Below are 12,743 nucleotides of genomic sequence, written 5' to 3' on the forward strand. Positions count from 1 at the left end.
TTTTTAAATTTTTGAGAAGTTTTTTAGTAAGGTTTCACCATATACCCCGGATTTTTCAGGGTGGAATTGTACACCATAAAAATTATCCCGCATAATTGATGCCGAAAACTTGTTACTATATGTTGTTGATGCTAAAGTGTAGTCACTATTATACTCAATAAAGTATGAATGTACAAAGTAAAAATGTGAACCGTCAGGAATATTTTCAAAAAGTAGATTATCCTTTTCAGCGTTAACCTGGTTCCAGCCCGTGTGCGGCACCTTATGCGTTGCGCTGTGTGCAAATTTAAGCGTCTTAATAGGGAACAGGTTAAGCAGGTTTGAGTCGCCTTCTTCCGAATAGGATGTAAGCAGTTGCATACCGACACAAATTCCCAATACAGGTTTTGTTAGAGACTTGATTTTCGGCACCAGTCCCGTATGCTCCAGTTTATTCATAGCTGCACCGGCATGACCAACACCTGGAATGATATAGCGATCGTAAAGTTTGAAATCTTCTTCTTTGGTTATCATTCCATAAGGAATACCCAGCCGCTCCAAAGCAGCAGTTAATGAGAAAATGTTCCCGGCACCATATGTTATAATTCCAATCATTGTTTTAAGTAACAGCGGGCAGTAGCAGAAAATATTTTATAGTAAACACCCTTTTGCATTACAAAAGTCCTTTAGTAGATGGTAAAACCATTTTGTTTACATCCCTTTTTACAGCCATTTTTATGGCCTTGGCAAAGGCTTTAAAGATAGCTTCAATTTTATGGTGTTCATTATCACCTTCGGCTTTTATATTCAGATTGGCCTTTGCTGCATCAGAGAACGATTTGAAAAAGTGGAAGAACATTTCTGTTGGCATTTCACCTATCTTTTCTCTTTTAAATTCAGCGTCCCAAACTATCCAGTTTCGTCCACCAAAATCAATGGCCACCTGTGCAAGGCAGTCATCCATTGGCAGGCAAAATCCGTAGCGCTCAATGCCCATTTTATTGCCCAGGGCTGCAGCGAATATTTCGCCAAGGGCTATACCTGTGTCCTCAATTGTATGATGCTCATCAATATGCAGATCGCCGTTGGCAACAACTTCCAAGTCGATATTGCCATGCCGGGCAATCTGGTCAAGCATATGGTCAAAAAAGTGAACGCCCGTTGATACTTTGGCTTCTCCCGTGCCATCGAGGTTTATTTTTATAAAGATGTCGGTTTCCTTGGTGCTGCGCTTGTGTGTAAATATCCGCTCGCCAAGTTTTAAAAATTCATAAATCTTTTGCCAGTCAGTTGTTTCCAATACAACGGTATTCTTCACGGTATCCTCTTCTTCCTGGCCACTAAATTCATGGCTGCCCAAATTTGAATTGTCATTTAGCCAGATTGCTTTGCCCCCCAGATTATGACCAAGTAACACATCATTTTTACGATCACCGATTGTATAAGACCCCTTCAAGTCATATTTTTCAGCGTCAAAGTATTGCAGCAGCATACCAATTCCAGGTTTACGGGTGGGCGCTTTTTCGGCGGGGAAAGTACGATCGACACAGATATTCGAAAATATCACGCCTTCATTCTCAAAAGTCTTTAATACAAAGTTCTGCACCGGCCAAAACGTATCCTCTGGGTATGATGGGGTCCCCAAGCCATCCTGGTTGGTAACCATTACTAATTCATAATCCAGCTCTTTTGCAATTTTAGGCAGGTATTGCAAAGCACCCGGATAAAATGTAAGCTTGGCAAACGAGTCTATCTGCTCATCCGGAGTTTCTTCAATAAGGGTACCGTCGCGGTCAATAAATAGTATTTTCTGCAGCTTGCTCATTTAAAGTTTTGTATGGTTTGGAGTAATATATTATTTTCTTTAGGTGTTCCTACGGTTATTCGGAGGCAGCCTTCGCAAAGTTCAACTTTCGACCTGTTCCTTACTATAATCCCCTGATTAACCAGGTGATCATAGATTCCGTTTGCATCGGTGGTTTTAACTAAAATAAAATTGGCATCAGACGGGTAGATATCGACTACAAAATCAAATTCTTTTAACCCCAAAACCAGTTTATCTCGCTGGATCAGCGTTTCTTTTATCCAGCTATTTACCTGTTCAATATTGTTAAGCGCTTGCAGGGCGAGTTGCTGTGAAGCTTCATTGATATTGTAAGGTGGCTTAACCTTATTCATTATTTCAATAATCTCCTCGCTTGCAAATGCCATTCCAATGCGAAGGCCTGCTAAGCCCCATGCTTTTGAAAGGGTTTGCAAAACCACCAGGTTGGCATATTCTGTTAATTCCTGGATAAAGGTTTTTTGGCGGCTAAAATTGATATAAGCCTCATCAACCACCACAATGCCGTTAAAGTTAGCAAGCAAGGTTTCTACGTCAGTACGATCTATTGAATTACCGGTAGGATTATTAGGGGAGCAAATAAATATCAGTTTGGTGTTGTCGTCAATTGCTTCGGCAATACCTTCCAGGTTAAGCTGGAAATCCTCAGTAAGCGGTACATTCTTTACCGCAATATCATTTATGTTGGCCGAAACCTGGTACATGCCATAGGTTGGCGGAACCAGGATCACATTGTCAACACCCGGGTTACAAAAGCTGCGGAACAGAATATCAATAGCTTCGTCGCTACCGTTTCCTAAAAATATATTGCGGGGAGGCACCCCTTTTATTTCGCTTAAACGTTTTTTAACATGGTATTGCAGCGGGTCGGGGTAGCGGTTGTATTGCTGCTCCAATGGCGAACCAAATGCATTCTCATTTGCGTCTAAAAAAACACTCGCTTCTCCCTGGTACTCGTCACGTGCAGAAGAATAGGGGGTGAGGTTTTTAATATTTTCCCTAAGTATCTTATTTATGCTGAACATTTTATTTAATTTTTTTTAAGCGATTGAAGCTGCAAAGCAACATAACGGCTCGTTATTCCTTCATTCTCAAAGTTACTGCGTTCTTGTGCGCGTGCAGTCCCTCCAACTCCGCCAAGATTTCAACTGACGGGCCGATATTCTTTATTCCTTCAGGGGTGATATGCTGAAAGGTGATTTTTTTTACAAATGAATCAACAGATACGCCCGAATATGCCCTTGAATAAGAGCTGGTAGGCAGCGTATGATTTGTTCCTGAAGCGTAGTCTCCAACACTTTCCGGGGTCAGGTTTCCAAGGAAGACAGATCCTGCATTGATAATGCCTGCTATTATTGACTGCCAGTTTGTGGTAGCCAGTATCAGGTGCTCGGGAGCGTACTCATTGCTGAACTTCATACAATTATCTAATGTATCGGTTACCACAATGTATGAGTTTTCTATCGCCGTCTTAGCTATTTCTGCGCGGGGTAATACAAGCATTTGCTGGTCGAGTTCGGCTGCAACCTCATTGGCTATTGCGGCTGATGTGCAAACCAAAATAGACTGGCTATCCATTCCGTGCTCGGCCTGTGCCAGCAGATCAGCGGCTACAAAAGCAGGATTAGCCGTTTCGTCGGCAATCACCAGTACCTCTGAAGGCCCTGCAGGCATATCAATAGCGGTTGTGGTGGTTGACTGAATGATGGTTTTGGACTTCGTAACAAACTGATTACCTGGGCCGAAGATCTTATCAACTTTAGTAATGCTTTGGGTTCCATAAGCCATTGCAGCAATAGCCTGGGCACCTCCTGCAAGATAGATCCGGTCAATTCCAAGCAAAAGCGCAACATAAGCTATAAAGGCATTTACTTTCCCGTTTTTTTGCGGAGGAGAACAAACTACAATTTTATGGCAGCCCGCTATTTTCGCAGGTATTCCCAGCATCAAAAAGGTACTGGGTAAAACAGCAGATCCCCCTGGGATATAAAGGCCAACCTTTTCAATTGGTCTTAATTCCCGCCAGCAGGTTACGCCGGGCATGGTTTCAACCTTATCCTCTGTTTTTAGCTGTGATTGGTGGAATCTATAAATGTTATTGTAAGCTATTTGCAGTGCAGCTTTTTGTTCATCTGTAACGGAAGCCGCAATGTCAGATAGTTCATCCTTATCAAGATATAGTTTTTCCAGTTCAACTTTATCAAACTTTAAAGCATAATCAAGTAAAGCGGCGTCGCCATTTTGTTGAACATGTTTAATAACATCTTCAACTATGGTACGGATCTCGTTTGCCGGATCAACATTACGCTGAACCAGTTTTTGGATGTCGGATTTGTTTAAATCTGAGTAATTATATTGTTTCATTTTAGCTCACAGTTTGGAACGGACTGTTTACAGTTTTGCAGCCGACCAATACCGCCAACCGCATACTGCTAACTATAAAATAATCTTCTCAATCGGCATTACCACAATTCCCTGTGCGCCGGCTTGCTTTAACTGGCTTATCCTATCCCAAAAATCACGTTCAGGGATAACGGTGTGCACAGCTACCCAGTTTTCTTCGGCCAAAGGTATTACCGACGGGCTTTTAACGCCCGGCAATAAGGCCAGAATGGCAGATAGGTTATCTTTAAGAACGTTCAAAACAACATATTTGGTTTCTTTGGCTCTTAACACCGACTGAATGCGTTGGATCAACTCTTTCACAAGGTCTTCATCTTCACTGCCTGCACGACCAATTAAAACTGCTTCTGACGACATTACGTCGGCAAATGGCTTTAATCCGTTGCTTTTAAGTGTACCGCCGGTTGATACCAGGTCGCAGATGGCATCGCTTAAGCCAAGGCCCGGCGAAATCTCAACGGATCCTGAAATGGTACGGATATCAGCTGTTATATTATTCTCTTTTAAAAATTTGCCAAGTATAACCGGATAGGTTGTGGCAATTGATTTACCGTTAAGATCAGCAAGACTTTCAATTTCATTGGTGTTTGGCACCGCAATTTTAAGCGAGCATTTACCAAAGCCAAGGCGCTGCAGGTAACTTACTTTAACTTCGGTTTCCCGGATCACATTTTCACCAACTATTCCGAGGTCGGCAATACCATCCTGCACATATTCAGGGATATCATCGTCGCGAAGGAAAAGAATTTCTAACGGAAAATTTGAAACAGGAGAGATAAGCGAGCTTTTATAATTTTCAAAATTTAAGCCGCAATTTTTTAATAATTCAACGGATTTTTCGTTGAGCCGACCCGATTTCTGGATCGCTATTTTTAATGTTTTCACTGATTGAATTTAAGGAACTATAATAAAAAAAATATAAACGGAGGGTTGTTATTTCACGTAGAAACATACATTTATCTAATCACCACATGGTGGTGATGGTGCAGATGCAAATGATATAATGTATAACCGTTCATTTTTTATATAGTAAAACTATAGATAAGTGTCGCAAATATAGAGAATGCTTTGTTAAATAAAAATTAAATTTTGATTTGCTTACTGGTTAGATAGCCTCGCGAAATTTAATTCGGGTTTTCAAGGGCTAAAGTCACGTGCTGTGATCCGCCGGTAAATCAACGCCGTTTAAGACTTTTTTGGCGGTCCAGTCTTCATCAGGAGCGCTCCAGAACGCATCTGACTCCGGCAAACCTAATGGTAATAATATAGTTGAACATAAATATAAACTCCCGGTTGAGATATAGCCTTCAGCTAATGACGGTTGATGTCCATACAAGCCAATTTGCAACCAGCCAATATTATCAAACATGCCTTTAGCTTCAGTTACCTTTTTAATAACTGTGGTTAAAGCGCACCTTATCTGTGCAGGATTAAGGTGTTCAGGCAATTGATGCTGGAGGGCCATATTTGCCAAATGGTGAAAGGCACCTGTGCGATAGGTTATTGACCGGCCAATTACCGGGTAGCTGCCATCGGCAGCAATCAGACGTTCCTGTATTTGCACGTAACGTAAATTATGGGCTAAAACCTGCTTTCTTATTGGTTCAAATATGTTGTCTTTAGCCGCAACAATTTTTAAGATATCGTACAGGTAAGGATGAATTACAAAGCTGTTGTAATAATCCCAGTGAAATTCGGGGCCATCACCATACATGCCATCACCTTTATACCATTCCTGGTGTCTTTTTACAGCGTAATCTATCTTTTGCACGTCAAAAGACTCATTTATGCTGATAAAAAATGCCTCGATCATAGCGGCAAATAATAGCCAGTTACTCTCCGGTGGCTTTATTTCGCGGGTTTTTAACAGGCAGGTAATTGCGTTTTTCTGTACTTTTTTGTCAAGGCTATTCCATAATTTGGGGCAACGGATAAGGCCGTAAGCAAAAAAGGAAGCATCAACCAATGGCTGACCGCCTTCATCACCCCAGTTCATGTAATCTTTTGCACCAGGATTTGTGGCATTTTCAATTCCTTTTATCGCGAGGTTAAAATATCTATCCTGTAATCGCTTTTCAGTAGTATTTACCTGCTCCAATTGTAAAAAAGGAGCTATTCCGGCAAGCAATCGCCCAAACGCTTCAAGGTGGGTATATTTTGCCCTGTCACTAACGAGGGAGGTTTCTTTAGCCTCAACCGGCATTTTCTCTTTGAGCTGATTAGCTGCCAGTGCGGTTAATATTGGTTCTGCTAATTTTTGAAGGTAGTTTAACCATAATTGCCGCTTGTTAAAGGCCGGCTTTTCCATTGAGCCAGCATTTGCGGGAAGTGAGGCAGATACCACCGGCGCTATGCCGAGTATCCCTGCGTTCTGCAAAAACTTTCTACGCTTCATGTATTTGACTTACTTCCCGTCGCAATAATAAATCTCACCTTCTTTGGCGGCTCCAATTTTCACCAGTTTTTTATTCTTCATAATATCGGGCAGGCTAATCAATTCGGTGTTGTATAAGTTGGTAAACCAGATAAGGTAGAACTGCTTTTGCGCATAAAATTTCTGAACATCAGCTTTAGGTTCCTTGTGGGGAATTACCGTAGATGACATTCGCGTAAACAGGTAAACAGCTTCATCAGCGTCCGTATATATCGGGATGCCTGGTTTAAACAGGTTTTTGTGATTTTTTAAGTACACTATAAATTCCGATTTATTCCAGTCGTCATCGCTATAGCCCGGCACGCCATAATCGCGTTCATCGTCATATCGCTGGTAATCTGTTAAAACGGTTGAATATTCAAAAGCAAGCATTAAAAGAATTGCGACCGCAGCTAATACATATTTAGCCTTTGATTTTATCAGAATTAGCACATCCGGAACCCAACTTGTACACGATATAAGCAGCGGAATAAACATTGGCGAGAGCAAGCGGCTATTAATGCGCTCGTAGCGGGAAATACTTGCTGAAATCACTATAAAGAGCCCGTAAACTACAGCAAACGCAATTACAATATTTTCGTAACTGTTTATGCGGCCTTTAAAAGCCTTCCAAAGCAAAATGCCGGTTAAAGCAAGCAAAACTGCAGAAGTAATAACAGGAGCAAAAGGATAAGCTGTTTTGCTTAAACTGCCCCAATCGCAAATTACGGTACCAAAATAGTACAGGTTATCAATAAAAGGGGTGACGGAAGGATACCGGGTACCGGTACTTAAACCTGAATTTATCCTGTTCAGGATCAAATTGCCAACAAGAAGCGAAACGGAAACAAAACCAAATATCAGGATGTGGCTTATTTTCTTTTTTACAGTTAGTTTATTATCAAGCAATAGCATCAATCCTCCTGCGCCAACTACTGTTACACCGGCATAACGGGTAATGCAGCTAACTGCGGTAATAGCCGCCACCGATATTAAAGCGTTGGTGCTATGTGTTTGCAGGTATTTCCAATAAGCGATAATGAAAAGCAGGATCTCAAAAATAAACAGCGTTTCAGACCAGAGGAAAGTATAGATCTCCAGCAATCCCGGACTAAGAATAATAGCTATCAATATGAGCCATTTGTAGATGCGCGAATGAGAAATGAATTTTTCCATTATCCAGCCGCTGGTAAAAATTACCGCAGCAAATAACGAAGCGTTAATCATAGCTCCGGCCTCAATAGGATCAACCCGTGTGATAAATTGAATTATGGCAAGAAAAAATGGATAAAATACCGGAAAAAACACCAGCGGCCCTTTATTGAATGTAATTAACGTACCATGTGCCTGGATGTTTGTTGCAGTACTTGCATACATAATGGAGTCGGGAGAGATACCGACTCCGCTGTAGGCTGTAAAAAGGTAAATAACATAAAAACCAATGATGGCAGCTATTAACGAATCAAGATTATTTAAATAGCGTTTCAGGTACATGGGGTGAAGTTGCAAATGTTTTAAAGGTTGTAAATGTTAACTGTAGTAAAGTTGTAAATGTTTTAAACTTAATTGTGTATGATTTTTCAGCCCTTACAACAACTACAACTCAATGTAACCTCATTCTATCAAATCCAGTATCTCACTGATGGGTTGATCGCTGTTAATTAAAATACCTTTCACACCTGCTGAATTGCCAGCAATTACATCACGTTCGCGGTCGCCAATGAAGTAAGATTTTGATGGATCTAAGTTATACTTCTCAATGCCTTGCAGTAACAAACCCGGTTTGGGTTTACGGCAGTCGCAATCACCGGTAAAATCAGGATGATGAGGGCAATAAAAAAAGTCAGTAAGTTTAACATCGTGCAAAAGGTAGGTGTCTTTAAGGCTTTGGTGCATTTTGGCCAGTTCTTCCTCGGTGTACCAACCTTTGGCAAGGCCGCCCTGATTGGTTGCTACCAGCAGCAAATAACCTTTGTTTTGCAGTGTTTTTAAAGCGTCGAAATTATCCAGGATATGGAAGTCTTCAAGGCGGCGCACGTAGTCGCCCATCTCTTTGTTCAGCACACCGTCACGGTCTAAAAAAACAGCTTTATTTTTTTGAGGCATTCAATTAAATTTTTGCAAAGGTAGTAATTCTTAAAACTCCTGCCTTTATAATGTAACATCTGCTGTTACGTTAATCGGCAACTGGTTAATCGGAAGTCTTTAAAACAAAAAAAGACACGAGTGATCGTGTCTTTTTTTGTTTTAAAGCTGCTATCTTTTATTTACTGCTCGCGGGTTTTGCAATCACCTCGCCAACAATATTCAGGTTTTTCTGAGGTGTTTCAGCATTTGAAGTAACAACAATAACTTTGTTAAATGGCGCAGCTACGGCCGCGTTATAGGTTATTTTTATGTTCCCTTTTTCGCCGCTTTTTACCGGTGTTTTGGTATAGTCAGCAATAGTACAACCGCACGTAGGCCTTACGTCAGTTAAAATAAGCGGCTGCTTGCCAACGTTGGTAAATTCAAATATGGTGGTAACAGGCGTTCCTTGTGGTATTTTACCAAAGTCGTGCTTTTCCTCATTAAATTTAAATACAGGTTTTTCGCTATCTTGTGCAGATGCAGCAAATGCAAAACCCAGGATTACTGCGCATATTAATAAAGTCTTTTTCATTTAAGTAAGTTGTTTGTTAAAGTAATAAAGCAATTAAAAGCTTTTATTGTTTGTTATACATGCCAATAATACGCTTATACGTTTAGTTTGATTATCACAAATATAAAAGGTTTAATGCAATAATAAAACTATTATGTAAACTGTATGTTTTATATGCAATAATGCCAATTACAGAATAGAATTTTATAATTTTACCGCCTAAACAAAATATAATATGCCCGAAACTGCAATTAACGCTACAGGTCAATTAAATACCGCAGAGCTCAGTTTTGACGATTTTAAGAAGATTGTGATCAATGATTATCGCATAGGCTACGAAAGCAGGCAGGCGAGTTTGATTGGTCGCAGGGAGGTGCTCACAGGTAAGGCTAAGTTTGGAATATTTGGCGACGGTAAAGAAGTCGCGCAGCTTGCTATGGCAAAGGCCTTTAAGAAGGGCGATTGGCGCGCAGGTTATTACCGCGACCAGACATTTATGTTTGCGACAGGTATGAGTAACCTTGCTGAATTTTTTGCACAGTTATATGCTTATCCGGAAGTTGAGAAAGATCCCGCATCTGCCGGCAGGCAAATGAACTGCCATTATGCAACACGTTTTATAAACCCCGACGGTAGTTGGGTAAACCAGGCCGAGACCATGAATTGTTCGGCTGATATCTCTACCACAGGCGGTCATATGCCGCGTTTACTCGGCTTGGCATACGCTTCAAAACTTTACAGGCAAAATAAGGAGCTGGAGTATTTGAGCAATTTTTCTGTTAACGGTAACGAAGTGGCGTTCGGAACTATTGGTAACGGCTCTACATCCGAAGGCTTGTTTTTTGAAACATTTAATGCTGCCGGAGTTTTGCAGGTACCTATGGCTATCTCTGTTTGGGACGATGCCTATGCCATATCAGTTCCGGCTAAATTGCAAACAACCAAAGAAGATATTTCAGAAATATTAAAAGGCTTTCAGCGCGAAAAAGGCACTAATGGCTATGAAATATATAAAGTTAAAGGCTGGGACTATGTTGCGCTTTGCGAAACGTATGAGCGGGCTATTGCAATTTGCCGTGCCGAGCATGTACCTGTTTTGATCCATGTTATTGAAATGACGCAGCCCCAGGGTCACTCTACATCCGGCTCACATGAGCGTTATAAATCAAAGGAGCGGCTGGCCTGGGAAGACGAACATGATTGCCTGTTGCAAATGCGCAAGTGGATGATCACTTCGGCTGTTTCCACCGAAGCTGAAATGGATGAGCTTGAAGCAACTGCAAAGAAATATGTTCGTGATGTGCAGCGGCAGGTATGGAATGAATTGAGTGAAGGGATTATCTCGGAATTAAATGATGCTTCGCGGTTAATTGAAGACCTTGCACGGGACGTGAGCGAACAGGATGAACTATTGGAGCTGGTAACTGAACTGCGCGAATGCATCGATCCAGGTCGTAAAGATGTGGTTGCAGCCATTCGTAAAGCCTTACGGATAACCGTTAAACAAAATACCCCTCAAAAACAGGAATTAGCAAATTGGCTTGCCGGCGAAAACGTGAAAAACTCAGAACGCTATAGTTCCAAGTTGTTTAGCAGCACGCAATACTCTCCTTTAAACGTATCGCAAGTACCGGTAAGGTATTTTGAGGATTCGAAGTTTATAGATGGCCGCGAGGTGTTGAATGCTTGTTTTGACGCAAACTTTGAGCGTGATAAAAGCATAGTAGCGTTTGGTGAAGATGTGGGTGCGATAGGTGACGTAAATCAGGGATTTGCCGGATTACAAAGTAAATATGGCGATCTGCGCTTAACTGATACAGGAATTCGCGAAGCTACAATTATCGGGCAGGGGATGGGGCTGGCCATGCGCGGACTAAAGCCAATCGCCGAAATTCAATACCTTGATTATCTGTTATATTCTATAAACGTGCTAAGCGATGACCTGGCTACCTTAAGCTATCGTACGCGTGGCGGACAAAAAGCGCCTTTAATAGTGCGCACCCGCGGGCACCGGCTGGAGGGAATTTGGCATTCTGGTTCGCCGCTCGGGTTGATACTAAACGCCATGCGCGGACTGCATATTTGCGTGCCGCGTGACATGACGCAAGCTGCCGGAATGTATAATGTGTTACTCAGGGGCGATGAGCCGGCGCTAGTGATAGAATGTTTAAACGGCTACCGTTTAAAGGAAAGGCTTCCCGCCAACGTTGGTGAGTTTACCGTGCCTTTAGGCAAGGCGGAAATTCTTAACCAGGGTACTGATATTACCGTGATTTCTTATGGCTCAACCTTACGCATCGTAATGGAAGCTGTTAAAGAACTGGAGAAACTGGGGATAAGCATGGAGGTTATTGATCCGCAAACTTTGTACCCGTTTGACCTAGATAACGTGTGCGGCAATTCATTAAAGAAAACCAGTAAACTGTTAATAGTTGATGAAGACCTTCCGGGTGCTGCCTCGGCTTATATACTGCAACGTGTACTGGAGGATCAGAAAGGCTATTACTCACTTGATGTACAGCCGAAGACGTTAACAGCGAAAGATCACAGGCCACCATATGGCTCTGACGGCGGTTATTTCAGCAAACCATCATTAGATGATATTATTGAAGCAGTTTATAGCCTGATGAATGAAACCGATCCGCACAAATACCCGGCAATTTATTAACGTTTTATGGGCTATCATAATGGCCAATTTATTATGGGTGTGATTTATTAAACTTTTATTTTTGCGTCCCGGTCGGTTGATCGGGACGCTTTATTTATATCCTTTATTTTATGGACAATAATTTTTCAGAAATAGCAAGTGTTATTAAAAATCGCCGCACTATTAAATCGCAGGCAATGAATGGCAATAAAATCCCTAATGGACATATTGCCGCTATATTGGAGCTGGCAAATTGGGCACCAACCCACGGTTGCACCGAGCCATGGCGTTTTATAGTTTATGAAAACCCTTCAGACTTTTGCCGTCAGCATGCGGAAATCTATAAACAAAATAGCCTGGGAGATAACTTTGTACCTGCCGTTTACGAAAATTTAGCACGCCAGGGGGATAAGGCCTCGCATATAATTGTAGCCGTGATGAAAAGGGGCGATCTGCCAAAAATACCACAATTTGAGGAGATTGCCGCAGCATCGTGTGCCATTCAAAATATGTTGCTTGGCGCAACTTCATTAAATATTGCTTCATTTTGGAGTACCGGCGGTATGGCTCTTAAACCTGCGTTAAAAGAATATTTAGGATATGGGGAACATGATTTAGTTATGGGGATACTTTATTTTGGTTATGCAGATACTTATCCCGAAGGGAAAAGAAATAGTGAAATAGAGAAAAAAAATTCGTGGGTTAAATAATAATTAAACAGTTCTGTAGTTTATTAGTAACATCAGTGATGTTAATTTTATATATATGAATTTAATATTTTGATGTATTTAGTTATTTAAATGATAGTTTTTTAATT

General features: G+C 41.3%; 11 protein-coding genes. 2 read left to right on the forward strand and 9 right to left on the reverse strand.

Annotated elements, in window-relative coordinates; genetic code table 11:
• Positions 1–3: 3 nt before the first annotated feature.
• The 9 genes from hisH to MuYL_RS12470 form a co-directional block, all read right to left on the reverse strand.
• Positions 4–594: an imidazole glycerol phosphate synthase subunit HisH gene (gene hisH, locus MuYL_RS12430; RefSeq protein WP_094570885.1), complete on the reverse strand. Its 591-nt coding sequence runs from the start codon at positions 592–594 to the stop codon at positions 4–6.
• A gap of 58 nt (positions 595–652) precedes the next feature.
• Positions 653–1,804 carry a bifunctional histidinol-phosphatase/imidazoleglycerol-phosphate dehydratase HisB gene (gene hisB, locus MuYL_RS12435; protein WP_094570886.1) on the reverse strand — a complete coding sequence of 384 codons (1,152 nt, stop codon included), beginning with the start codon at positions 1,802–1,804 and terminating at the stop codon, positions 653–655.
• Positions 1,801–2,847, reverse strand: coding sequence for a histidinol-phosphate transaminase (gene hisC, locus MuYL_RS12440; protein WP_094570887.1), 1,047 nt, complete (start codon positions 2,845–2,847; stop codon positions 1,801–1,803). Before hisC ends, hisB begins: the two co-directional genes overlap by 4 nt.
• Before the next feature lie 52 nt (positions 2,848–2,899).
• Positions 2,900–4,186 carry a histidinol dehydrogenase gene (hisD, locus tag MuYL_RS12445; protein WP_094570888.1) on the reverse strand — a complete coding sequence of 429 codons (1,287 nt, stop codon included), beginning with the start codon at positions 4,184–4,186 and terminating at the stop codon, positions 2,900–2,902.
• A gap of 72 nt (positions 4,187–4,258) precedes the next feature.
• The gene (hisG, locus tag MuYL_RS12450; RefSeq protein ID WP_094570889.1) at positions 4,259–5,110 is read right to left on the reverse strand and encodes an ATP phosphoribosyltransferase; all 852 of its coding nucleotides are present in this window, start codon (positions 5,108–5,110) and stop codon (positions 4,259–4,261) included.
• A gap of 265 nt (positions 5,111–5,375) precedes the next feature.
• The gene (locus tag MuYL_RS12455; RefSeq protein ID WP_094570890.1) at positions 5,376–6,620 is read right to left on the reverse strand and encodes a DUF2264 domain-containing protein; all 1,245 of its coding nucleotides are present in this window, start codon (positions 6,618–6,620) and stop codon (positions 5,376–5,378) included.
• Positions 6,621–6,629: 9 nt separating this feature from the next.
• Positions 6,630–8,132, reverse strand: coding sequence for a hypothetical protein (locus tag MuYL_RS12460; protein WP_094570891.1), 1,503 nt, complete (start codon positions 8,130–8,132; stop codon positions 6,630–6,632).
• A 120-nt stretch (positions 8,133–8,252) separates the two neighbouring features.
• Positions 8,253–8,744, reverse strand: a complete 492-nt coding sequence (locus MuYL_RS12465) for a D-glycero-alpha-D-manno-heptose-1,7-bisphosphate 7-phosphatase (protein WP_094570892.1) — start codon at positions 8,742–8,744, stop codon at positions 8,253–8,255.
• Positions 8,745–8,901: 157 nt separating this feature from the next.
• Positions 8,902–9,300: a DUF1573 domain-containing protein gene (locus MuYL_RS12470; RefSeq protein ID WP_094570893.1), complete on the reverse strand. Its 399-nt coding sequence runs from the start codon at positions 9,298–9,300 to the stop codon at positions 8,902–8,904.
• 214 nt (positions 9,301–9,514) lie between these two features.
• Between MuYL_RS12470 and MuYL_RS12475 the strand changes: the two genes are divergently transcribed.
• Both MuYL_RS12475 and MuYL_RS12480 read left to right on the forward strand, forming a co-directional pair.
• The gene (locus MuYL_RS12475) at positions 9,515–11,947 is read left to right on the forward strand and encodes an alpha-ketoacid dehydrogenase subunit alpha/beta (protein ID WP_094570894.1); all 2,433 of its coding nucleotides are present in this window, start codon (positions 9,515–9,517) and stop codon (positions 11,945–11,947) included.
• Between the two features lie 110 nt (positions 11,948–12,057).
• Positions 12,058–12,636, forward strand: coding sequence for a nitroreductase family protein (locus tag MuYL_RS12480; RefSeq protein ID WP_094570895.1), 579 nt, complete (start codon positions 12,058–12,060; stop codon positions 12,634–12,636).
• Positions 12,637–12,743 lie beyond the last annotated feature (107 nt).

It is taken from the genome of Mucilaginibacter xinganensis, assembly GCF_002257585.1.
Classification (GTDB): Bacteria; Bacteroidota; Bacteroidia; order Sphingobacteriales; family Sphingobacteriaceae; genus Mucilaginibacter; species Mucilaginibacter xinganensis.

Coding starts and splice junctions, on each gene's coding strand:
- MuYL_RS12460 (WP_094570891.1), bottom strand. CDS start 8,132: ATGTACCTGAAACGCTATTTAAATAATCTTGATTCGTTAATAGCTGCC.
- hisC (WP_094570887.1), bottom strand. CDS start 2,847: ATGTTCAGCATAAATAAGATACTTAGGGAAAATATTAAAAACCTCACC.
- hisD (WP_094570888.1), bottom strand. CDS start 4,186: ATGAAACAATATAATTACTCAGATTTAAACAAATCCGACATCCAAAAA.
- hisB (WP_094570886.1), bottom strand. CDS start 1,804: ATGAGCAAGCTGCAGAAAATACTATTTATTGACCGCGACGGTACCCTT.
- MuYL_RS12470 (WP_094570893.1), bottom strand. CDS start 9,300: ATGAAAAAGACTTTATTAATATGCGCAGTAATCCTGGGTTTTGCATTT.
- hisH (WP_094570885.1), bottom strand. CDS start 594: ATGATTGGAATTATAACATATGGTGCCGGGAACATTTTCTCATTAACT.
- MuYL_RS12455 (WP_094570890.1), bottom strand. CDS start 6,620: ATGAAGCGTAGAAAGTTTTTGCAGAACGCAGGGATACTCGGCATAGCG.
- MuYL_RS12475 (WP_094570894.1), top strand. CDS start 9,515: ATGCCCGAAACTGCAATTAACGCTACAGGTCAATTAAATACCGCAGAG.
- MuYL_RS12465 (WP_094570892.1), bottom strand. CDS start 8,744: ATGCCTCAAAAAAATAAAGCTGTTTTTTTAGACCGTGACGGTGTGCTG.
- MuYL_RS12480 (WP_094570895.1), top strand. CDS start 12,058: ATGGACAATAATTTTTCAGAAATAGCAAGTGTTATTAAAAATCGCCGC.